The organism is Vibrio sonorensis, from assembly GCF_001854765.1.
Lineage (GTDB): Bacteria > Pseudomonadota > Gammaproteobacteria > Enterobacterales > Vibrionaceae > Vibrio > Vibrio sonorensis.
The window spans coordinates 290,752-312,263 of sequence record NZ_LJJE01000063.1 but is presented as its reverse complement, the minus strand read 5'-3'; the positions used below and the strand labels follow the sequence as shown (position 1 = coordinate 312,263).

The window sequence follows — 21,512 nt, the reverse complement described above, 5'->3', positions numbered from 1 at the left end:
GTAATAGTATCCCTTTATGTCTGTTCTGATTTTTTGAGTTTCGGCTTTAGAATCGATGCAAATATCGCCGCTGTCATGACTGCCAACAAGAACATAAGCGACAACACTGTGGGGATCGCCCATGACGTGCCTACAAGCAACATCTTGATACCAATGAACATCATCACTGCTGCCAACGCCGACTTTAAATAGACAAATTTGTTCATCATTCCTTGTAAAACAAAATAGAGTGAACGAAGTCCTAATAATGCAAATACGTTTGCTGTCAGCACTAGAAACGGCTCTTGTGTCACTGCAAAGATTGCTGGTATCGAGTCTAACGCGAACATTACGTCCATAAACGCGATAACACCAATGACGACCAACATAGGAGTTGCTACCAGACTGGCCCTTTGCTTGATTAATAGAGCACTGCCGTGATAGTTCTTTGTACAAGGCACTACTTTGCGGATTACTCTTTCTGGTAAAGGATTTATAGAAGGCGCTTCCTTTTCAATCGCTAGGCTTATTCCCGTCCAAATTAGAAAGACCGCAAACAAGTATAGGACTCCGTGATACTGCTCTATCAGACTTGATCCGATTAGGATCATTGCTGCTCGCAGTATTAGTGCACCTAACACTCCCCAAAGCAATGCTCTGGCCCTAAGCGACTCAGGAACTTGATACTGTTGAAATATGATCGCAAATACAAATAGATTATCTACACTAAGGGACTTTTCCAAAAGGTAGCCAGTTGTAAAAGCGATTGCGGCTTTTTGGTTTGTATAAATACTATTTGGTGCATACCAATTCCAAAAGAAGTAGATAGATACCGCAAAAGCAAAAGCCAGCAAAAACCAAAAAAGACTCCAACTGATTGCTTTTTTTAGAGTGACCTTTCCGTCTTTGGTTTGCCATACATCCAATGCGACAAGCACAATCGTTAAGATTGCAAAAATAACGTAGATTGATGGGTGCATTGCGCCTCCTCACCATTAGATGCGGATCGCAACATATCCTGACACGAGAACCCGCAATACAGCATTCATCACTTGTTCCTTATAGTGATGCGTTTGCGTTGGTCTCGTCGAAGTGGAAGAAAACACTTAAACTTACCGGAAAAGCTTAGCTTTACGGGATGACGATAAGTTAACTAGGCGACTACTCCCCAAGTTCCGGTAGTCTAATTTTGAAATAGTCTGCAGTCTATGATTTTCCACTTACTAACAGAAAAATGACAAAGCTCATAAAGTGAAAAAGGAGCGATAATCGCTCCTTCTTTTACACGCCACCCATAGGTACAAAATAAACTAGGGCAGACCATACGCTTACCCAACTGATCACGACAACTACGTCCATCCAGTCTTTACGCCACATATATCCTCCCGACAACTCAATGTCTGTGAAAATGATATCTGACTAATAATTAAGCAAGGCCTATGCCAATATTTTCAACCAAATTGGATATTTGCAGACGTTAGCTTTTGTGGATGTTCAGATAGCAGCTTAATAAAGCAGTCGGCCATCGACAAGTTAGAAACCTTGTTCTCACCAACTACCTCTAACAATGCCTCGTAGCCTTCTTTACCTTTCATCGTGTAGGCGGAAGAAGTCCCTCTATATACCTTGTCACTTTCAACTGCGTTCCACTCTCCATTTGTGTTGCGAAGGTACAGCTCGGAAATTCTCTCCCCTGCTGGTTTATCCGCATGGTAGTCAAACTTTAAGTTATAGACATAGGGGTAGGAACCAGAGCCCGTCCCTTGGAATCCATTGTTGATAGCGTTGTTTATCGCGCCTTCAAGGGTTAATTGAAGTACGCGACCAGTGATCTGATACACACCTATAGGAACGGCAAAAGGCAAGAGCTTTCCGGCAATATCGGCAACCGTTAGTTCTCCTATCTCAATTCCCTTTCTCACTCCTCCGGCATTGTGAATGGCGAAGTCGACGTCATGGCCCAGTTGCTTCATACAATAGTAGAATGACTCAGCCACCAAGGGCGCGACTATACTTGGGCCTTTCTCATCCGGTATGCGGGTGTGGTAAAGATTTGCTTCTGCTTTGGCTATCACTTTTTGTTGTAGCTCTCGCACTTTATTTTGATATTTGTTCCGCAACAAATCAGTGAGCGTTGGATCTTTTTTGCATACAACCACACCTTGATGTGCGTTTAGATATTCGCAGGCCACCTCATGGTGTTCGTCATCACCTGTTTCGCTCATATCAGCATTTAGAAACAGTCGACGGCCCAAGAGAAGCTCGTTTCTGCCTTGGAAAGACGTCACCTTTCCATGTTCGTCGAAGTATATAGCGCAATGACCGAGCGTTAACGCGTGACAACCAGATTGAACAATATGGGTATCATTTACCTTGATACCATATTCATCGTCTTTACCAAGTCCAATATCGTCAAAATCCCCTTGTAGTCGGTGGCTATGTCCTCCGACAATAAGGCTAATACCTTCTACATCTTCAGCGAGTTGTAAATCACCTTCATAGCCTAAGTGACTTAACAAAATAATCTTGTTTATTCCGTTTGAACGAATGAGCTCAACTGTCTTTCTCGCAGTTTCAGTTGCATTGACAAAAGGCGTGTCACTGTCGGGATTAGCGATGTCTGCCATTTTGTCTATTGAAAGACCAAAAATGGCGATCGGCTCTTCGTTAACTAGATGGGTTATCCATTTTGCTGTCCCTGATGCAGAGTCATAATCCAGTACGTTGGGTTTTCCTTTTAATGGGTACTCTTTTCCGGACAGCTCATTGGTTAGATCCCAGTTCCCCGCTAACAGAGGAAAATTGATGCTGTTAACGAACTGACCGACGGGTTCATTGCCCATATCGAGTTCGTGATTTCCCAAAGTCATTGCATGGGGGTTTAGCGCGTTCAATAAGTCAGCGTTCGCTCGACCTTTGAATAAGGAAAAATACAAGGTTCCCTGAAAGCAGTCTCCGGAGTGAAGAAAAAGAAAACCTTTCTGCATGCGCTTTGCGTCCTGCTTGAGTTGTTCAAGGCGTGTAGCAATACGTGCGAAGCCACCAGCACTTACGTAAGGAGAAAGTTTTTCTCCATTGATCTCTAGTGACAACTGCAATGAGGTTGGCTCAAAATAAGAATGGGTGTCGTTGACATGAGCGACGATAAGCTGAGCGGCTTTGTTGGATATTTTTTTCATTATTTCTCTCTCGTTTCTCGTCTATCCTAGCGGCTAAATAATGACAGAATCGTGACTTTTATGAAACAGATATGAAATTTTTTATATCGAACGGCAGATGGATCTCGTTTATATTTAACTAGCTGCATTCAGAAAACCAGTTGTTATGTGAGCTAAGAGCCTGCTTATATTAATATTTTCTATTATGCTTAATAAAAAGCAGTCGCTAAGGTTCGCTTATGCAGTTAGAAAGAATAGAAGTATCTGGGTTCCGTGGAATCAAACGCTTGTCCTTGGCTTTTGACGAACTAACTACTCTGATTGGTGAAAATACTTGGGGTAAGTCCTCTTTGCTCGATGCCTTGTCAGTCGCACTTCCCCCAACGGGAGAGCCCTACCAATTTGAAATGAAAGACTTTCACGTCGATTACTCCATCGCCCACCCTCAGAGCCAACATTTACAAATTGTACTCAGTCTTGTATCCAACGATAAAGGCGAAATTAACGCCGGTCGCTACCGTAGATTAAAACCAATTTGGGTGAAAGATCCTCAAGAAATCGATCGGATCTATTACAGAATTAGCGCCACTCGTGACGGCTATGAAATAAAGACTAAGTATGCCTTCCTTGATATTGAGGGCAATCCTCTTAGCTACACCACTCCGAAAAGCTCGCCCAAGAGTTAATGTCACTTCACCCAGTCATTCGGCTAAGAGATTCGCGCCGATTTGAAGAAAGCAATAGTGCCAGTTCTAACGTCAATTCTAGAGTTGAGAAACGGATAAACAATACCTGTCGTCGTTTGATGGCCATTCCCGGCCACGTGAATAAAGGGGAAATGCGCAGCAGTTTAAACTCCATGGGTATGTTAGTAGATCACTACTTTTCCTTTAAACCCTCCAGTAGGAAAAACCCAAGAAAACAGAGAGATGGCATCTTCTACAGCGGAACTAAACAGGACAAGAGCCTTACCGAAGTCGTGGAAGAGACCAAAAACAAGCAGACGCGGCTTTTGTTTATGGGGCTATTAAATGCCTATTTACAAGCCAAAGGGCCAACCGACCTGCGCCGCTGTGCTAGACCTTTGTTGATCACAGAAGATCCTGAAGGGCGACTACACCCTACCCATCTAGCAAGAGCGTGGAGTTTGCTTCAACTCCTACCAATGCAAAAAATTCTAACTACAAATAGTGGCGATTTACTTGGGCAAGTTCCCTTAAACAGTGTCCGACGCCTGGTAAGGCAGTCCGACAAAACCGTTGCAACTAGCCTACCAAGGCAAGGATTGAGTAAAGACGAGTTGAGAAGGATTGGGTTCCATATACGCTTTCATCGTTCTGGCGCACTGTTCGCTCGCTGTTGGTTACTTGTCGAAGGCGAAACTGAGGTTTGGTTGTTTAATGAACTCGCTAATCAATGTGGTTATAACCTCGCTGCTGAAGGTGTTCAAATTATCGAATTTGCTCAGTCGGGTCTGCGTTCTCTGGTTAAAGTAGCAAAAGCATTCGGTATCGACTGGCATGTTGTTACTGATGGTGATGCTGCCGGCAAAAAGTACGCTCAAGCTGTGAAGGCTCTACTCGGCCACGACCAAGAACGTCATCGACTAACTGAGCTACCGGACAGAGACATAGAACATTTCCTTTATAACAACGGTTTTGAACTTTTCTTTAAGCAGATGGTTAAAATTCCTGTCGACCACCCTATTCCTGCTAAAAAAGTCGTTGCGCGGGTATTGAAGAAAAAAGCGAAACCAGACCTAGCTTTGGCCATTGTGTCTTTCTGTGAAGAGCAAGGCGTTGAGTGTATACCGCTGCTTTTGCGTTGGACTTTAAAACGCGTGGTAACTATGGCAAATGGCAATACATAAAAAATAACGGCACCATAAGACATGGTGCCGTGTATTAAAATGGAAGAACCTAGAAATACAAATCAATTAGGGGTGCCTTTAGAACTCAAGATCGAGTCGTAATCTCTCTTCTTTCATTAACCTCGGGCTGATTTGATTTTCTGTGTAGCCACATACCCGTTGCTTTCATTAAGTAACCAAACACCCCGCCTACCAAAAGCGATGGTATGACTAGTTGCCACAAACCATCGCTGGCAAACGTTGCGCACGAACCAATAAAAGTCCCTGGAATAAATGCCAGCCATTGCTGCTTAGCCTGAATACACATAGCGAACGCGACGAGCGCTGTCACGATATAACCCCAAATATCGAAGCTCATTAAAGAAGAAGTTTCAATAATAACCATTGCCCACATAACACCAACTAAGTTTGTTATAAGGCTTTGGAAGAGTCCTTTTGCCCCTTCGGCTGGAGAAGCAAAATAGCTTGTACAACCCAAAAAACCTGCCCAAGTAAGAAGACCAAGTGACATAGCCACCCAACCCCAAATTCCAGACAAGATCCCCGTCGTAATAGCTATCGCAAGTAATGTGCTCATTCACGCCTCGATACGCCAAGCTTTTCAGCGTCAGATAATCAAGAAGCGATAATAGGCGAAGATTGGTTGATCTTGACCGATCTAGATCACATATAAATAAAACCGATACTTATCAATTGCATCGATAATGTGATGCAATCGATAAATCAACAGGAAAGGTTATCTATAGAACGCTGGGTTTTCCTTTCATCATTCGCAACCCTTCCCGTTTGATACAATCGACCAATGGGTTTTCAGTCATATCCGCTCGCCAGATAAATGAAAGGGTTCTTTCCATACTGAGTTCTGGTACGTTTAGCGCGACCAATTGACCACTTTCAATAAATCGCTCTACATCGAGATAAGGTAAACAAGTTAAATAGGAGCCGTTGGCTACCATGCTGCGCAATACTGGAACGTGTTCGTATTCGCGCCAAACGTCTAAATCTTCGATCAAATGGTGAATGGAACTATCAAATATTTTTCTAGTACCAGAACCGTGTTCACGCAGTACCCATTTAGCTTGTTCTAATTGCGCTAAACTTACCCTTTCATGGCGTGCAAATGGGTGGTGAGCAGCAGCGACAACGGTGAGGTGATCTCGACACCAGGTTTCCTGATGAATTCGATTGTCATCACAGCGCCCTTCAATGACACCAAGGTCATATTTGTAGTCTAAAACACCTTGAATAACACTGTCGGTACTTTTCACTTTCAGCGAAATTCTCATCTCGGGAAAGTCGTTATCAATAATACTTATTAGATCTGGCACTAAGTGTTCCGCTGGTGTTTGGCTTGCACCTAGCTTTACCGAACCACTGAGCAAATGTTGCTCGTAGAAGCCCAGTTCGATCTGTTGCGCGTCTTGAAGGAGTCGTTTGGCCTTTGGACGTAACCATACCCCCCAATGAGTTAACGCCATCTGTTTTCCTTGACGTTCAAACAGGGGTCTTCCCAGCATTTTTTCAAGTTGAGCTAACGACATGCTGGTAGCTGATTGGGTTAACGACAACTTCTCCGCCGCTAAACTAACACTTCCGCTCTCTGCTACCGCGTCAAATACAGCAAGTTGCTTTAGTGAATAACGCAAATTCGACTCCTTCCACTGAATTTATGTTGTAAGACTTCGCTTACTTATAGGCATTGGGTTTCATTTTACCCACTCTAATTTCTATATCAATTAATTTGATGAGGATTCTAAAAATTATCAATTTTACCTCTACTTAAATTCTCCCTAAATTGAAATGGCAACGGAGGAATAAGGCCGTTGGATACTAAGGAGTAAATAATGAACATTCGATTCGGGAGGGGTTTATGACAACAGCCTACTCTGAACAAAAGCAAAATTTTTCACCGCTTGAAATGATGGCGGAAGCCGAAAAATTTGCACTCAGTAAAGCTAAGAAAAGCAATGGAATGATATTTGGATTGGCCATGATGGCCGGTGCTTTTATTGGGCTAGCGTTTATCTTCTACATTACTGTAACTACAGGAAGTGCCAATGCAGGATGGGGACTAAGCCGCTTAGCTGGTGGGTTAGCTTTCAGTATGGGACTTATCTTAATCGTCGTGTGCGGTGGAGAGCTATTTACTAGCTCAGTTCTATCAAGCATTTCTTGGGCTAACAAACAGATTAGCTTCGGGAAAATGTTAGGGATCTGGGGCAAGGTTTACCTTGGCAACTTTATTGGCGCCATGTTTTTACTTCTTCTTGTCAGTGCAGCTGCGTTATACCAGTTGGATCACGGAGAGTGGGGTCTCAACGCACTGCACATCGCGCAGCACAAGTTGCACCATACACCAGTTCAGGCGTTTGCCTTGGGTATTTTGTGTAACCTATTGGTTTGCTTAGCTATCTGGCTAACCTTCAGTAGTGCCAGTGCCATGACCAAAGCAGCCATGACCATTATGCCTGTTGCTATGTTTGTTTCCAGTGGCTTCGAACACTGTGTTGCCAACATGTTTATGGTGCCTCTTGGTATCGCTATTCAGTCATTCGCTCCAGAAAGTTTCTGGTTGCAAATCGGGGCGCAACCTTCTCAGTTTGCGGACCTAAACATCTATCAATTTATCACAGCAAATCTGATTCCAGTGACTGCCGGTAACATCGTCGGTGGAGCAGTACTAGTTGGCTTAGCAAACTGGTGTATCTACCGAAGACCAGAACTCAAAGCCGCCAAAATTACAAGTATTACTAAAACGACACGTATGACCACAATTAAGGAGTCCGTCAAAATGAATAACAACGTTACTGTAAAAGAAATCATGAATACTCAACCGGTTGTACTCAGTGCCGACACCATGACTTCGGCTGCAATCGACACTCTGTTAGACAAACGATTGACTGGTGCTCCAGTGGCTGATGTAGATGGTCGACTCGTTGGTTTCTTCTCTGTTCACGACGTTTTGGTAGATCTGTGGTGTCAGGATTACATTCCTGCTGAAGGCCAAAAGGTCGTCGATCTTATGTCACGTGATGTTGTAGCAGTGGACGCCACTGAGCGCCTTGTCGATGTAGCAGAATACGTTTGCATCGATAAAGAACAGCTGTACCCAACAACAAATATGGGAATCGCTACTCAGTTCAGTACTCTGTCGTTAGAAGAGCGAGCAAAGAGCATCAAGGTAAGTAAGCCAAGAGTTTTACCTGTGCTTGAAAATGGCAAGCTAGTTGGTGTGCTTTCTCGTTACGAAATTGTCAGTGCTTTGCGCCCTATCTACGGTGAGCGTTTGCAAGTAGTGGAAAAAGATTTAGAAACTGCATAAGAAAAAACACCCTTTGTGCTAATGCCAGTCAGTTATGCTGATTGGCATTAGCCATTTTGGGTGTTTTACAACTCTATTAAGCAATCCATTTAAAATTACTTTTGGATACCTTCTACGTGTAGTTCCATATCAACGTAACTTGAAGGCCCCATCACTGTGATGTTGAAGTCTGCTAATTCCAAACGTGTTGTACCTACAAAGCCCGCACGTTGACCGCCCCACGGGTCTTGTCCCGCGCCGATAAACTCAGCATCAATAACAATCGCCTTAGTCACACCATGTAGGTTAAGGTCACCGCTAATCGCTAACATACCGTTGCCTTTGTCTTCCACTTTAGTACTTTTGAAAGTTGCTTCACTGTACTTAGCTGCATCAATAAAATCTGCGCTACGTATGTGCTTGTCACGTTCAGCGTGATTTGAATCTAAGCTACGAGTATCAACAGAAACGTTTACCTTTGCTGCGCCAACATTCGCTGGATCGTATGTAAAATCTCCGCTGAAGTCGTTAAAACGGCCTTTGATGAAGCTATATCCAAGGTGACTAACTTTGAAGTTAATTGAAGCGTGAGCCCCTTTTGTATCAATTACATAGTCAGCAGCAGTTGCACCGAATGGCAAAGCCATTGCAAACGCTAGTCCAGTAGCAAGTAACGTTTTTTTCATTTTGAAGCTCCTATCATTTTGCGTAGCGTATTATCTTTATCTATCACGTGATGTTTAATGGCTGCTAGCGCGTGAACACCAGCAAGTAAAATTAATGCCCAAGCGGCGTAAAAATGTATCTCGCCAGCAATATCTGCTTGATTAACAAACAGCGCACCAGCTCCCGAGACGGTAAACCAGTCAAATACGTCAATTCCTCGGCCATCTGCCGTAGAAATTAGATACCCAGAGACAACTATGGTTGTGATTAACAGATACATAAACCCGTGAGCTACCTTAGCTGCAAAGACCTCATAGCTTTTACCCTCTACCTTGGGACTTTTGGTTGTTGTTTTCCAAACGAAGCGGAACACGGTTACTCCGGCAAACAAGATACCAATTGACTTGTGCCAGTGTGGCGCAGTTCGATACCACTCACTGTAATAAGAGAGGTCAACCATCCACAAGCCTACGGCAAACATGCCAATTATGGTTAGCGCAGAAGCCCAGTGAAGCAATCGCGCTATTGTGTTGTAGTGAGTTACATCATTGCTCATCGCTCAGTTCTCTTGTCATTCTTCTAAAAAGCCGCTTATTAGTATTATTTGGCTTGTCACTCAATGAATATAAGTATTTATCGAAACGGTTTCGGAATACACCCGCAGAAATTGATTGAGTCATTCAGTATTTTTGAACGACTTATGTAAGCTAAAACCCACATCAATGAAGAACATGTATGTGATTGTTTTTATTTATATTTGTCATCTCTTTCCACTTGATACAGTTCATCTTGTAGATCACTGAACTTTCTATGAATGAGGAGCTCGGCATCTTTAATACCTTGGTTATAGATTGAAGGACCAAATTCTTTGATAATGAACTCTAATAAAAATTCTGCGTCAAACTGACCGAGCTCTACCTCGTGTTCGTCGCAGAGGTGATCTTGAAGTTTCGCAGCCATTTGAGCGACCTGTTGCTTTGTTAACTCTATTTCCGACATGGATTTGTTCCACTTAATATGCAAGTAAGTTAAGTTACTTCAAAGTCGAGTATTTTTCACTCACAACATTCACATATAGTTAACTTTTTATTAAATTTCTCGCGTAACTGGATAGAAAAAAACCAGTGATGTTTTTGATATTAATAATAGCCATCCGGTTTTCAGGTTTGGTGTGTGTTTTTAGCTGGGTGATGAAAAAGCGTGTGAGATCAAATCGTTGTTATTTTACCCATGGCGCTGTGGTAAAGTGTGCTACTCTTTCGTCGCTAGTTAATAAAGGTCATGGAGAGACTCTTTTGCTTTTAGATGTACTGATTCAAAGTGTTAATGAATTTCAAGCCGATTGCATGAAGTTAGCAGAGAAACACTATCCAACCATTCACAATCAAGGCATGAGTGAACACCACTTGGGGTTAGCCTTTGCCAGAAGGCTGGCAAGAACACTTAATGAATTTGGTCATCAATGCGATTTTGCTCCTATAGAAACCTTCCCTGTTACCGAACTGCCTTTTCATTACCGAGTAAGCTCTGATGCTGGTACCGTGTGGATCCTTACCTCACACCTTGTTAGTGCTGGAGATACTTGTCGTAAAAAACTCTATAAATCGATTAGCCAGTGGCAAAATGAGTACGGATTTGCCATCCAGCCTAATGATTTGCTGCTTCTGCTTACTGATCACTGGATAACGCGAAGTAAGCAAAGTCGCGAGTTGTTACACTGGTGGACAGGACATTTACCAGATGAAATCGAAGACTATAGCGCCCAAGGAATAAGCCTTTATCGAAGCGACTCTATAATGGCAAGCGCGCTGGAGACTAAGTTTAACCTCAGCCCATATTACGTTAAGTTCACTCACCCCTTGCGCAGAAGTGTCAATCAAACCTTGGTCAGAAAATATATCCAGCTGTACTCGGTTATTCAGCTCAGCTAAGCCAAGTCTCACTAAATTCAGCCAACACTAAGCTTTAACTTAGAGCTAGATTTGTCATCTCATCTTCATCAAATCAGAGCAAACTGTGCTAAACCATCTGCGCTTTGGCACAATGAAAAAGCTGAAAAGATATCAATACGAACGTTACGCAATTTTGTGTAACTTAACCTATCAACGGGTCTTTAGGCATACGCGTTACGGCTTCGCCCCCAATGGGCAACGTATCATTGCAAATCGGTTTGGTCGCCCGTTTATCAGGGTTCTGCGAAGCAAGCATAGTAGTGAAGTAATCGTCGTCATAAAAGGGTCCCACAATCCGGTGGACTGGCTGCTCAATTTGAAACTTTGGCCAAGAAGCATGCGTAACTATGGCCGTCACTACCATATTCACGCGGGATACTACTCCCTACTCAGCCAAGAGAGTTTGCCAACACATCGGGACGACATACTTGGGCAATCGGTTATCGATAAGCTCAACAGCATCCTTACTCCCCTAATACGTCAGGGCTTTCGCATCACTATCACCGGCCATTCTTCAGGTGGCGCTTTGGCTTGCGTTTGCGCTGATATACTAGAGTTCAATAATCCAAAGTCTGTAAAACGCGTCGTCACTTTCGGGCAGCCCGCAGTCGGCTTTATCAACTTCAAAAAGCACTACTTGTTGCACCACAAAACCTATCGAATTTGCTGCGATCTGGATATCGTCACTTTTTTACCTCCCTTGCCATTCATCTACTGGCAAGTGGGTAAAATGCTGTGGCTTTACAATGGCAAAATTTACGAAAACACACCAACACTTATCCGGTTTTGGCGCTCATTGACGTCTTGGATAATTCGTCCATTTTCCTACCATTTGATGAGTAAATATATTCGCAATAAAGATTTTTTTGATGAGAGATAGCTTTTCGACTATTCAAACAATTATCAATTACACTCTAGTTCTTTAGATTGAAGCACGGATAATTATTCCCCTTTGTGTCGATAAATTGATTTATGTCGATTTTTATTTAGATAGTTGTCTATTGATACCCTTTCACTTATTGACAGCCTATTAGCCACGTCAATATTATCGAGAATTGTAAACGAGAATTTTATTTTCATAGTACTAAAGTGCAGGTACCCAAAACCAATGATGCTTTCCACTCATCAACAGTTTGAACAATGCCTTGAAGAAAATGACTCTGGTCACTTTCAAGCAAGATATAAAGATCTGACTTTGAGTAGCGTCTATCAACCTATATTTTGCCGTAATGAAAATATTATTGGCGTCGAAGCGCTAGTCAGATTAAAAAAAGACGACGGCAGTCAGATTCGCCCGGACCTATTCTTCCATTCAAGCAACGTCTCTATGGAAGATAAAGTTAGCGTAGAGCGTTTAAGTCGCGTTATTCACATTCGCAACTTTTCCAAATCCAACTATCGCAAATTAAATCTATTTCTCAATGTCCTTCCGTCGGTCGGAGAGTACTATGCACTTATGGATATAAACGCCAGCTTACTTGCAAAAAGGTTGGATGATCTCGATATAGACCGGTCTCAAATGGTAATGGAGTTGGTCGAACTCTCGGCAAATAACGAAGCTAACCTCAAGCAAGCGATGGACGGACTGGCTGATAATGGATTTAGAATCGCCGTTGACGATTTTGGAACAGAGGCTTCCAATCGAGAACGTGTTGAGAGTATCCGCCCTTCGATTTTAAAGCTCGATCGTTCACTATTGTTACAGTACATCGATGGCATTACCGAGCCTTTGCTAAGTGGTATAAAACTGGCTCAGTCCATTGGTGCTCAAATCGTAATAGAGGGTATAGAAACCAGCCAGCAATACGCGGCTATGCGACAGCTAGATATAGATATGTTTCAAGGCTACTTCCTTGCTATGCCCAAAGCATTATCACCAAGTCCCAGTGTTATAACTGCGTAAATTCACTGCCTATTCGCTGTTTTTTAATTTACAGTATAATATCCCACACCTTTAGCAATTCAATTATATTATTAGCCACCTGAATCAAATCTTCCAATATAAGTAACTACGCAATAAAGATTCACTATTTTTTTGTTTTGGATCATCTCTTAAGCACTTAGCACTCGTTCTGTTCAGTCGTTTTATGTACATTCTCTGACACGAATTGAAACACTTATTATCTTTTTGTTTAATTTACAGAGGCCATCTATGTTAGAGCTCTTAATAGGGTTAGTTGTAACCGTAGCTGTCGGCTATTTCATCGTAAAGAATTACCGTCCGGCTGGCGTCTTACTTACCGCAGGTATCTTGTTACTTATAGTGACGGGTTTACTTGGCCACACCGTGTTGCCATCCAAAGTTGACCCTACCGGAAACCTGTTTACTGACGCACTTGAGTATGTGAAATACATGCTTCAATACCGCGGTGGCGGTTTGGGTATGCAGATCATGTTGTTATGTGGATTTGCTGCCTACATGACACATATCGGGGCAAACAATGTCGTTGTTAAACAATTTTCTAAGCCTCTATCCGTCATCAAGTCACCTTACATTCTTTTGGTTGCAGCTTATATCGTCGCCTGCTTGATGTCTCTAGCCGTTAGCTCAGCGACTGGGCTTGGCGTGCTGTTAATGGCTACCTTGTTCCCGATGATGACCGCGATGGGAATTTCAAGACCTGCCGCGACAGCTGTCTGTGCGTCACCCGCTGCAATAATTCTCTCTCCTACTTCGGGCGATGTAGTAATCGCAGCAGAGAAGTCCGGGCTTCCTTTACACGTATTTGCTGTTGAAACAGTACTACCAGTTTCGTTCTGTGCCATTGCGGTAATGTCTATCTCGGCATACTTCTGGAACAAGTATCTGGATGTGAAAGAGAACTCTCCAATGGAACGCATAGACGTTTCTGAAATTGAAGTAAACGCACCTTCTTACTATGCAGCGCTGCCTTTCCTACCGATTGTCGGTGTTTTTGTCTTCAACGGTGAAACAATTCCAGGTTTGTCACTCGATATATACACGATCGTTGTCTTGTCTATCTTCCTTGGCGCAGTCGTAGACTTCTTCACCAAGCGATTTGATGGCAAAAAGACACTAGAGGATCTTGAGTCTTGTTACGAAGGTATGGCTGATGCGTTTAAAGGTGTCGTTATGCTTTTGGTCTCCGCTGGTGTATTCGCACAAGGTCTGATGTCCATTGGTGCGATTGATAACCTTCTGCACCTAGCTGAGTCTGCTGGCGCTGGCGGTATTGCCCTAATGTTAATACTAACTGGTCTAACCGTTGCCGCTGCCATTGCTACGGGTTCGGGCAACGCTCCTTTTTACGCGTTTGTAGAACTAGCCCCTTCCTTAGCTGCGAAAATGGGACTAAACCCTGCTTTCTTAATCATTCCAATGTTGCAAGCTTCAAACTTGGGTCGAACTATTTCACCAGTTTCTGGTGTGGTTGTTGCAACGTCTGGTATGGCCAAGATCAGTCCATTTGAAGTAGTGAAACGCACATCCGTTCCGGTATTAGGTGGCCTTGTCACCGTGATCATCGGCACGCTAATCCTTGTGCCAATGACGGCTTAAAAAGCTACTTAAATCATCGAAATAAGGCTCCTAACGGAGCCTTATTTTTATCTTAAACTATTGGTAAACTATCTATCGCCATACCTTTCTAAGTACAACACTGTGGCGGCTGTTCTTGATGGGACTTGAAGTTTTTTCAACAAACTCTTCATATGAACTTTTACCGTAGACTCTGAAATAAACAGTCGCTGCGCAATCTGCTTGTTGCGAAAACCTTTCGCAACTTCAGTGAGAATTTGCGTTTCTCTTTCCGTTAAAGTTGTAAATACGTCTTCCTGTACACTTCGGTTTTTAAGATATTCTGCCACCACATCACTGTAAGCCTTCTGACCTGTTAGTGAACTTCGCAATAGCGTGACTAACTCTTCTGGCTCGGTATCTTTAAGCAAATAGCCATCTGCCCCAGCAGAAACCAAGGCTTCTATATCTTGTGGGCTGTCAGATACTGTAAGTATTACTATCGTTGCATCGCACTCATCGGCTCTTAGCGCCTTGAGCGTATCCAAACCAGACATACCCTTCATATTGAGGTCTAAAAGGATTAAATCGGGCGTATGGTCATGGGCAAGAGCAACGGCTTCCGCGCCACTGCTGGCTTCTGCAACCACATCAAACTCTTCTTCGAAATTTAGCAGTTGCTTGATACCCCTGCGCATTAATGGATGGTCATCTACCAACATGACTCGAAATGTTGTCAAACCTTGCCTCCTAAGACTTAAAAAACACGAGGGAAACGTCGGTACCTTTCCCGAGTGATGATTCAATTTGCAGCGTGCCACCTAGTCGCGACGCCCTTTCTTCCATAATACTCATACCATAATGGTTAAGCTGAGCATGGTGTTTGTCAAAACCTTTACCGTTATCGCTAACCTTAACGGTTAGCTCAGTGCCTCTTTCTCGGCAAGACACCTCAATTAAACTAGCATCAGCATGCTTTATAGCATTGATAGTCGCTTCTCTGATCAACTGCAGTAAATGGACCTTCTGGTGTGCATCCATTTCTGCTGAGGACATTTCATTGTTAAGATCGATTTTTGCGCTCGTTTGCTCATTCAATTGCAGCAACATTTGCTGCAATGCATGGCCAAAGCTGCCCTCTTTTATCGTGAGTCGGAAAGTGGTTAGTAGCTCCCTTAACTGGGTATAGGCTGCTGATAAGCCTGAATCTAGCTCTTTGATAAACTCTTGAGTTTGTTCACCACTGTATGATTTATCCGATCTGTTGATACTGCGTTTGAGCAGACTCACTTGTATCTTTAGATAAGAGAGGGATTGCGCAAGGGAGTCGTGAAGTTCACGAGCAATCGTCGCCCTTTCTTCCATTATAATCAGTTGCTCTGATTGCCTTTGTGCATGATTGTAATAGATAGCTCTCGATAGAATTTGAACAAAGTTATCAATTAACGCCTGATCCGGGCAAGGAAGCCTGATTTCCAGTGTAAGTTACCAAGGTGAAGTCCATCGAGCATGAGGGGCTGTTTCTTATCCCCATCCACTATGGTTTTACCCTCAGACAGCCTTATGCTTTTTTCTGCTATTTCATTGATTTCGAGTTCGACCCCTTCGATACCTTCGACAGAAACAAGGTGTTTTAGTATCGCTTGAAAGTTATCGATGGTAATTCGAGATGCCGTCAATTCTTGTGAGCAATCGTAAAGAACTTTCAAAGATTGATTGGCGTGTTGTAGCTTGTGAGTTTTCTCATTAACGGCTTTTTCCATCCCGCGATAGAGCATCCCAAGATCGTAAGCCATTTTGTTAAATGCCCGCGTCAAAACACCCAGCTCTGTTTCACCCGATTCTGGTAGTTGCACGTTGAAACTACGAGTTTTAATTTGTTCACTTGCTAAAACCAGTGCCCGCAAAGGTGCCACTATCTGGCCGCGAACAAAATACACTACAAACACGGAAATAAGTAAGACACCACCTAGACCTAAGCCCCCTACCCAAGCTAACTTGATAAGTTTTCGTTCCGAGAACTCTTGCAGTTTAAACACAAAGGCGTCTATTTGACTTACAAAACCAGCCACCAAATCTAAGTATGCTTGCTTGTTTTGCCCTTTGAGGACGTGCTTGAGTTCATGCCAACGAGTGATTAACTGGTAATAGTCATGGGTGATATCGTCTGGGACTGTCCAGTTCTGTAGCGCCTTCATCGAAGGAGAGTAAATCGATTTCTCAAACTGAGCGATATGCAGAGCATACTGACCGGAGTTGGTTTGAATATCATGGGCCAATCGATAGCTTTGCATACGCATAGAGCCCGCGACATTTACCGCTTCGGCATCGTTCAGGCTCGACGCCAGCGTGATTATCGCAAAGCTGGTTATCATTACAGACAACAACAAGATGAGTAGCATGGCTTTAGCAACTGTACTTGTTACCGAACGTTTTGCTGCCTTTTTAATACGCTTTCCTTCCCTTTCGAAAATCACAACCATGCTCTATTGATATTTCCCATATTTATAGTCGCAAATATGAGGCCTTAACCCATGGTTTTTATTGATCTAAAACAAGAGCTTTAGCCAATTACCCCCTAAGGGGTATTTATATAAATATGTCAAAAACTACAATTTTTTACTGAGAAATGACGATTTATTAACGAATTATGTGAACTAACATTCATTCATAATTCCTTTTAGCAGACAAAAGAAACGTGGATATATCCAGAAGACGATTTTTCAAACCGAGCTTGCGGAACAATACCGAGCCCCACCTGCCATGGCTAAAACAACCTGAGCAGTTTACTCGTGATTGCACCCGTTGTGGCAAGTGCGTTGAAAGTTGTGAGACCAATATCATCGCGCTGGGTGATGGCGGTTTTCCAACCGTCCACTTTGAAAAAGATGAATGTACCTTCTGTTACCAATGTGCCGATGTCTGTCCCGAAAATTTATTCTTAGATCGTTCTTTACCTCCTTGGAATATAAAAGCGTCAATTGCTGACTCTTGCCTAGCAAACAAAAATGTTGAATGCCGCAGTTGTAGCGAAAGCTGTGAACCGATGGCCATTCAGTTCAAGTTGCAAGTAGGCAAAGTCGCCGAACCAAGATTGTCGCTTGAGGATTGTTCTGGCTGTGGTGCATGTGTCTCTGTCTGCCCAACATCCTCGATAAAAGTAAGCAATGTCAACCAAAACGAGAAAAGCTATGTCTCTGAATGAAGTACATATTTCTAGCCTAGTTGTACATGTGACACCGTCACAATTATCAGACACCAAAGCTAAAATTTTGCAGTTATCAGGCACTGAAATCTACGGTGAAAGTCCCGATGGCAAGCTTGTAGTTGTGCTAGAAACTGAAAACCAAGGTTTCGTCACCGACACAATAGATGCCATTAACGATTTTCCCAACGTGTTGAGTACGGTATTGGTCTATCACCAAATCGAAACCGACCTTAACGATGAACAGAACAATAACACTGGAACGAAACATTCCCATACCGAGGATGAAGTATGAAAATGACAAGACGAGCGTTTGTTAAGGCAAACGCTGCTGCATCCGCCGCTGCAGTTGCAGGTATCACACTACCAGCAACCGCAACCAACTTAATTGCTAGTTCAGATCAGACTGCTATCCATTGGGATAAAGCACCCTGTCGCTTCTGTGGTACTGGTTGTTCGGTTTTGGTTGGCACGCAAAACGGCAAAGTCGTGGCGACACAGGGTGACCCTGAGTCACCGGTTAACAAGGGTTTAAACTGCATTAAAGGATACTTCCTTTCTAAGATCATGTACGGCAAAGACCGCATTACGCAACCCTTGCTAAGAATGAAAGACGGTAAATACCACAAAGATGGAGATTTTGCCCCAGTTTCTTGGGATGTTGCTTTCGACACTATGGCAGAAAAGTGGAAAGAAGCGTTAAAAAATAGAGGTCCAAGTGGGATCGGTATGTTTGGCTCTGGTCAATGGACTGTAATGGAAGGCTATGCTGCTGCCAAGATGATGAAAGCGGGCTTCCGTTCAAACAATATCGACCCTAATGCTCGTCACTGTATGGCTTCGGCCGTTGGCGCGTTCATGCGTACATTCGGTATTGATGAACCTATGGGCTGTTACGACGACTTTGAAAACGCCGACAGTTTTGTTCTTTGGGGCGCCAATATGGCTGAAATGCACCCTGTTCTCTGGACTCGTATCACTGACCGTCGTCTGAGCCATCCACATGTAAAAGTCAACGTTCTATCGACCTACTACCATCGTTCTTTTGAATTGGCAGATCAAGCTACATTTTTGAACCTCAGTCTGACTTAGCCATCGCCAACTACATTGCAAACTACATCATCAATAACGATGCCGTTAACTGGGATTTCGTCAATAAGCACACCAACTTTAAGCAAACCGCTACTGACATTGGTTACGGGCTACGCGACGACGATCCTATTCAAATGAAAGCGAAGAACCCTAATTCAGGTAAACTTTCTTCAATAGACTTTGAACAATACAAAGCCTCAGTCGCTCCATATACATTAGAAAAAGCGTCCGAAATGTCAGGTGTTTCCGAAGAAAAACTATTGGAACTCGCCAAGCAATACGCCGACCCAAATACAAAAGTGATGTCTCTATGGACAATGGGAGCCAACCAGCACACCCGTGGTGTTTGGTTAAACAGCTTAATATATAACCTGCATTTGCTTACCGGTAAAATTGCCACACCAGGAAACAGCCCATTTTCTTTGACAGGGCAACCTTCCGCATGTGGAACGGCTCGAGAAGTGGGAACCTTTGCACACCGACTTCCAGCCGATATGGTCGTTGCCAATCCGAAACACCGTGAGATCAGTGAAAAAATCTGGCAGTTACCGGAGGGCACCATCCCTCCTAAACCGGGCTATCACGCGGTTTTGCAAGATCGAATGCTCAAAGACGGTAAACTCAACGCCTACTGGGTTCAATGTAATAACAACATGCAGGCAGGACCAAACATCAACGGTGAACGTCTGCCTGGTTATCGCAACCCTGAAAACTTTATTGTCGTATCCGACCCATACCCAACAGCAACAGCTCAGGCAGCGGACCTAATTCTGCCTACCGCGATGTGGATTGAAAAAGAAGGTGCGTACGGCAATGCCGAAAGACGTACTCAAGCTTGGTACCAGCAAGTGGAAACCGTTGGCGAGTCTAAGTCTGATTTTTGGCAAGTTTTAGAGTTTTCTAAACGTTTCAAAATTGAAGAAGTATGGCCTGAAGAACTTCTGGCGCAAAAGCCAGAATACCGCGGTAAAACTATGTTTGACGTACTTTTCAAAAACGGAGTGGTCGACAAGTTCCCTGTAGAAGAGGCAAAAGAGCTCAATGATGATGCGCATCACTTTGGCTTTTACGTGCAAAAAGGGCTTTTTGAAGAGTACGCGACGTTTGGGCGTGGCAAAGCACACGATCTAGCCCCTTATGATACCTATCACCAAAACCGCGGTCTTCGTTGGCCTGTTGTGAATGGCGAAGAAACCTTGTGGCGCTATCGCGAAGGCTCTGATCCATATGTCACACCGGGTAAAGGCTTTGAATTCTACGGAAAACCCGATGGCAAAGCTCTGATCATTTCTGCACCTTACGAAGCGCCACCAGAGGCACCTGATGCGGAGTTTGATATGTGGCTATGTACTGGTCGAGTACTGGAACACTGGCATACCGGAACCATGACACGTCGAGTTCCCGAGCTTTACAAAGCCGTTCCCGATGCCGTCTGCTACATGCATCCAGCAGATGCTAAAGCTCGAAATGTACGCCGTGGTGAAGAGGTGTTGATAGCGAACAAGCGCGGTGAAATCAGAGTTAGGGTTGAAACCCGAGGTCGGAACCGTCCGCCTAAAGGACTGGTATTTGTACCATTCTTTGACGCTCGTATTTTGATCAACAAGCTGATCTTGGATGCCACCGACCCGCTGTCAAAGCAGACGGACTTTAAGAAGTGTCCTGTAAAAATCACTAAAGTTGCATAACACGATTGATGGGGAGGTTTTGCCTTCCCTAAAGACTTTAGCCTTTAGGCGGAGAATTCTAGATGAAAAAATTACTATTTGTCCTGCTGTCAATCGGTGCTTTTACGACCGGTTTGGTTCATGCAGAAATTGATAACCCCGGTGGTATTGGTGGTTTGCAATCACTCAGAGGTATGAGCGAACTTGAAGATACCCGACCAGCAGATGACTTTAAAAAGTATCCAAAAGATCAGGTGTTAGAGAGTGAGTACGTATATCAGCCTCCACTGGTACCTCATAGTATTAGGGGTTATGAAGTAACCCTTAACGCCAATAAGTGCTTGGCTTGTCATAGCTGGAAAAATGCAAAGGAGATGGGTGCAACAAAGGTGAGTGTTACTCACTATGTTAACCGCGAAGATGCGGTACTAGCTGACGTATCACCTCGTCGCTACTTCTGTTTGCAATGCCACGTACCACAAGCCAATGCTAAGCCACTGGTAGAAAATGAGTTCACACCTGTTGACTCACTACGCTAGCAATAGCCAAACCAATTGATTAGAGGCTATTTATGAAATTAATTAAAGCGTTTTGGCGACGACTAACCACACCTAGTAAGGCGTCGGTTGGTGTGGTTTTGTTCATGGGTTTTGCTGGCGGCCTCATTTTCTGGGGCGCCTTTAACACTGGTATGGAAGCGACTAACAGCGAAGAGTTCTGCTCTGGTTGTCACGCTCCAATAGTGGCAGAAATCCAAGAAACCATTCACTACTCCAACCGCTCAGGTGTAAGGGCTATCTGTTCTGATTGTCACGTTCCACATGAGTGGACAGATAAAATCGTTCGCAAAGTCCAAGCTTCGAAAGAACTATTCGCCCATTTTGTCGGAACCATTGATACCGAAGAGAAATTTAATGCTCGCAGAGGATATTTGGCTGAAAGGGAGTGGTCTCGATTAAAAGCCAATGACTCCTTAGAATGTCGCAATTGCCATGAGTTCGAGTTTATGGATTTCTCCGAACAGGGCCCTCGCAGTGCCAAACAGCACTCGACGGCATTGGCCAGTGGCGAAAAAACTTGTGTTGACTGCCATAAGGGCATCGCACACAAACTTCCCGACATGCATGGCGTTGAAGGCTGGTAA

Annotated in this window: 17 protein-coding genes and 3 pseudogenes; 11 read left to right on the top strand and 9 right to left on the bottom strand. The window is 43.7% G+C overall.

Annotated features, from left to right (window positions below; translation table 11 throughout):
- Positions 1 to 14 precede the first annotated feature (14 nt).
- Together BLO31_RS11655 and BLO31_RS11650 are read right to left on the bottom strand one after the other, a co-directional pair.
- Positions 15 to 959, bottom strand: a complete 945-nt coding sequence (locus BLO31_RS11655) for a TerC/Alx family metal homeostasis membrane protein (protein WP_070966353.1) — start codon at positions 957 to 959, stop codon at positions 15 to 17.
- Between the two features lie 471 nt (positions 960 to 1,430).
- Positions 1,431 to 3,158, bottom strand: a complete 1,728-nt coding sequence (locus tag BLO31_RS11650) for a bifunctional metallophosphatase/5'-nucleotidase (RefSeq protein WP_070966349.1) — start codon at positions 3,156 to 3,158, stop codon at positions 1,431 to 1,433.
- A 218-nt stretch (positions 3,159 to 3,376) separates the two neighbouring features.
- Between BLO31_RS11650 and BLO31_RS11645 the strand changes: the two are divergent.
- A pseudogene (locus BLO31_RS11645) lies at positions 3,377 to 5,007 on the top strand (DUF2813 domain-containing protein).
- Positions 5,008 to 5,092: 85 nt separating this feature from the next.
- On the opposite strand, the gene BLO31_RS11640 reads toward BLO31_RS11645, so the two are convergent.
- Positions 5,093 to 5,584 (bottom strand): DUF1097 domain-containing protein, encoded by a 492-nt coding sequence (locus tag BLO31_RS11640; RefSeq protein WP_070966345.1) that lies wholly within the window; start codon positions 5,582 to 5,584, stop codon positions 5,093 to 5,095.
- Positions 5,585 to 5,747: 163 nt separating this feature from the next.
- Positions 5,748 to 6,653: a LysR substrate-binding domain-containing protein gene (locus BLO31_RS11635; protein WP_070966342.1), complete on the bottom strand. Its 906-nt coding sequence runs from the start codon at positions 6,651 to 6,653 to the stop codon at positions 5,748 to 5,750.
- 224 nt (positions 6,654 to 6,877) lie between these two features.
- Here BLO31_RS11635 and focA point away from each other — a divergent pair, with 224 nt between their 5' ends.
- Positions 6,878 to 8,329 (top strand): formate transporter FocA, encoded by a 1,452-nt coding sequence (gene focA / locus BLO31_RS11630; protein WP_070966337.1) that lies wholly within the window; start codon positions 6,878 to 6,880, stop codon positions 8,327 to 8,329.
- A 95-nt stretch (positions 8,330 to 8,424) separates the two neighbouring features.
- On the opposite strand, the gene BLO31_RS11625 is transcribed toward focA, so the two are convergent.
- From BLO31_RS11625 to BLO31_RS11615, 3 genes are all read right to left on the bottom strand, one after another.
- Entirely contained in the window at positions 8,425 to 8,994 is a 570-nt protein-coding gene (locus BLO31_RS11625) for a YceI family protein (protein WP_070966333.1), read from the bottom strand.
- The gene (locus BLO31_RS11620; RefSeq protein WP_070966330.1) at positions 8,991 to 9,530 is read right to left on the bottom strand and encodes a cytochrome b; all 540 of its coding nucleotides are present in this window, start codon (positions 9,528 to 9,530) and stop codon (positions 8,991 to 8,993) included. The genes BLO31_RS11625 and BLO31_RS11620 overlap by 4 nt, the downstream gene beginning before the upstream one ends.
- 191 nt (positions 9,531 to 9,721) lie before the next feature.
- Positions 9,722 to 9,973 carry a DUF2164 domain-containing protein gene (locus BLO31_RS11615; protein WP_070966326.1) on the bottom strand — a complete coding sequence of 84 codons (252 nt, stop codon included), beginning with the start codon at positions 9,971 to 9,973 and terminating at the stop codon, positions 9,722 to 9,724.
- Between the two features lie 296 nt (positions 9,974 to 10,269).
- Between BLO31_RS11615 and BLO31_RS11610 the strand changes: the two genes are divergently transcribed.
- From BLO31_RS11610 to dcuC, 4 genes are all read left to right on the top strand, one after another.
- Positions 10,270 to 10,905, top strand: coding sequence for a hypothetical protein (locus tag BLO31_RS11610; protein WP_070966322.1), 636 nt, complete (start codon positions 10,270 to 10,272; stop codon positions 10,903 to 10,905).
- 112 nt (positions 10,906 to 11,017) lie between these two features.
- A complete protein-coding gene (locus BLO31_RS11605; protein ID WP_070966679.1) occupies positions 11,018 to 11,806 on the top strand; it encodes a lipase family protein in 789 nt (262 codons plus the stop codon).
- Between the two features lie 228 nt (positions 11,807 to 12,034).
- Positions 12,035 to 12,829 carry an EAL domain-containing protein gene (locus BLO31_RS11600; RefSeq protein WP_070966317.1) on the top strand — a complete coding sequence of 265 codons (795 nt, stop codon included), beginning with the start codon at positions 12,035 to 12,037 and terminating at the stop codon, positions 12,827 to 12,829.
- Between the two features lie 249 nt (positions 12,830 to 13,078).
- The gene (gene dcuC, locus BLO31_RS11595; protein ID WP_070966314.1) at positions 13,079 to 14,446 is read left to right on the top strand and encodes an anaerobic C4-dicarboxylate transporter DcuC; all 1,368 of its coding nucleotides are present in this window, start codon (positions 13,079 to 13,081) and stop codon (positions 14,444 to 14,446) included.
- 68 nt (positions 14,447 to 14,514) lie between these two features.
- Here dcuC and BLO31_RS11590 read toward each other — a convergent pair whose 3' ends face one another.
- Together BLO31_RS11590 and narQ are read right to left on the bottom strand one after the other, a co-directional pair.
- Complete coding sequence (locus BLO31_RS11590; protein WP_070966309.1) at positions 14,515 to 15,144, bottom strand: response regulator; 630 nt, start codon at positions 15,142 to 15,144, stop codon at positions 14,515 to 14,517.
- Positions 15,145 to 15,154: 10 nt separating this feature from the next.
- Positions 15,155 to 16,854 (bottom strand): annotated as a pseudogene (gene narQ, locus BLO31_RS11585) (nitrate/nitrite two-component system sensor histidine kinase NarQ).
- Between the two features lie 248 nt (positions 16,855 to 17,102).
- Between narQ and napF the strand changes: the two are divergent.
- The 5 genes and pseudogenes from napF (at position 17,103) to BLO31_RS11560 (ending at position 21,512) form a co-directional block, all read left to right on the top strand.
- Positions 17,103 to 17,609 carry a ferredoxin-type protein NapF gene (gene napF, locus BLO31_RS11580; RefSeq protein WP_070966306.1) on the top strand — a complete coding sequence of 169 codons (507 nt, stop codon included), beginning with the start codon at positions 17,103 to 17,105 and terminating at the stop codon, positions 17,607 to 17,609.
- Positions 17,596 to 17,904, top strand: a complete 309-nt coding sequence (locus BLO31_RS11575; protein ID WP_070966302.1) for a chaperone NapD — start codon at positions 17,596 to 17,598, stop codon at positions 17,902 to 17,904. Before napF ends, BLO31_RS11575 begins: the two co-directional genes overlap by 14 nt.
- Positions 17,901 to 20,389, top strand: a pseudogene (napA, locus tag BLO31_RS11570) (periplasmic nitrate reductase subunit alpha). The gene BLO31_RS11575 and the pseudogene napA overlap by 4 nt, the downstream one beginning before the upstream one ends.
- A gap of 62 nt (positions 20,390 to 20,451) precedes the next feature.
- Positions 20,452 to 20,907: a nitrate reductase cytochrome c-type subunit gene (locus BLO31_RS11565; RefSeq protein ID WP_070966298.1), complete on the top strand. Its 456-nt coding sequence runs from the start codon at positions 20,452 to 20,454 to the stop codon at positions 20,905 to 20,907.
- A gap of 32 nt (positions 20,908 to 20,939) precedes the next feature.
- On the top strand, positions 20,940 to 21,512 hold the full coding sequence (locus BLO31_RS11560) for a NapC/NirT family cytochrome c (RefSeq protein WP_070966295.1): 573 nt from the start codon (positions 20,940 to 20,942) through the stop codon (positions 21,510 to 21,512).

What these genes read in the sequence shown, in the direction of transcription:
- BLO31_RS11575 (WP_070966302.1), top strand. Translation starts at nt 17,596, where the DNA reads ATGTCTCTGAATGAAGTACATATTTCTAGCCTAGTTGTACATGTGACA.
- BLO31_RS11605 (WP_070966679.1), top strand. Translation starts at nt 11,018, where the DNA reads ATGAAAAAGCTGAAAAGATATCAATACGAACGTTACGCAATTTTGTGT.
- BLO31_RS11620 (WP_070966330.1), bottom strand. Translation starts at nt 9,530, where the DNA reads ATGAGCAATGATGTAACTCACTACAACACAATAGCGCGATTGCTTCAC.
- BLO31_RS11615 (WP_070966326.1), bottom strand. Translation starts at nt 9,973, where the DNA reads ATGTCGGAAATAGAGTTAACAAAGCAACAGGTCGCTCAAATGGCTGCG.
- BLO31_RS11655 (WP_070966353.1), bottom strand. Translation starts at nt 959, where the DNA reads ATGCACCCATCAATCTACGTTATTTTTGCAATCTTAACGATTGTGCTT.
- BLO31_RS11640 (WP_070966345.1), bottom strand. Translation starts at nt 5,584, where the DNA reads ATGAGCACATTACTTGCGATAGCTATTACGACGGGGATCTTGTCTGGA.
- BLO31_RS11600 (WP_070966317.1), top strand. Translation starts at nt 12,035, where the DNA reads ATGATGCTTTCCACTCATCAACAGTTTGAACAATGCCTTGAAGAAAAT.
- dcuC (WP_070966314.1), top strand. Translation starts at nt 13,079, where the DNA reads ATGTTAGAGCTCTTAATAGGGTTAGTTGTAACCGTAGCTGTCGGCTAT.
- focA (WP_070966337.1), top strand. Translation starts at nt 6,878, where the DNA reads ATGACAACAGCCTACTCTGAACAAAAGCAAAATTTTTCACCGCTTGAA.
- BLO31_RS11565 (WP_070966298.1), top strand. Translation starts at nt 20,452, where the DNA reads ATGAAAAAATTACTATTTGTCCTGCTGTCAATCGGTGCTTTTACGACC.
- BLO31_RS11625 (WP_070966333.1), bottom strand. Translation starts at nt 8,994, where the DNA reads ATGAAAAAAACGTTACTTGCTACTGGACTAGCGTTTGCAATGGCTTTG.
- BLO31_RS11560 (WP_070966295.1), top strand. Translation starts at nt 20,940, where the DNA reads ATGAAATTAATTAAAGCGTTTTGGCGACGACTAACCACACCTAGTAAG.
- BLO31_RS11650 (WP_070966349.1), bottom strand. Translation starts at nt 3,158, where the DNA reads ATGAAAAAAATATCCAACAAAGCCGCTCAGCTTATCGTCGCTCATGTC.